Origin of the sequence: Terrisporobacter mayombei (assembly GCF_020748465.1) — a bacterium.
Lineage (GTDB): Bacteria > Bacillota > Clostridia > Peptostreptococcales > Peptostreptococcaceae > Terrisporobacter > Terrisporobacter mayombei.
Genome location: NZ_JAHZMP010000129.1, coordinates 1 through 508, shown reverse-complemented (window position 1 = coordinate 508; position 508 = coordinate 1). Strand labels below are relative to the sequence as shown.

1 pseudogene is annotated in these 508 nt (G+C 19.9%); it reads left to right on the top strand.

Going from position 1 to position 508, the window contains the following annotated elements:
* Window positions 1-261: 261 nt before the first annotated feature.
* Window positions 262-508: pseudogene (locus tag K0039_RS20710) on the top strand (ATP-binding protein); the annotation flags it as partial.

The window sequence follows — 508 nt, the reverse complement described above, 5'->3', positions numbered from 1 at the left end:
CATGATTATAACATGTCTTATGTTTTAGTATGATAATTTTCGTTCGTTTCGTTCGTTTTATTATTACAATGCATATTATAGTTTTACTCATTTATATTAATAATTACATATGTAGATAAAATTATTTATATATATATAATATTTAGCAACTTCATCCAAGTATAATCTATTTTATGATATAATTATTATAAAAGTTCAAATCATTTTCGTGTTATTAAAGGAAATTTATGCAAAATTGTTTAAGTTATGGAGAGTTTTATTATGTTAGATATGTTTATAACAATCGTTTCTTCTATTATAGAACTATGGGCATGCAAGAAAGTGTTTGATTACACAAGTAAAGTAAAAACTAGTTTAATAAATTTATATTTTTTAATTTCCACTTTTATTATTATTTCTACTTTCTATACTAATGTTGGTGCTGATAATAGAATATTAATATGCATTTTTGTAATGTTTGTTTTTTATAAATTAAATTATGATGTTAATATATACAAATGTTTGATAG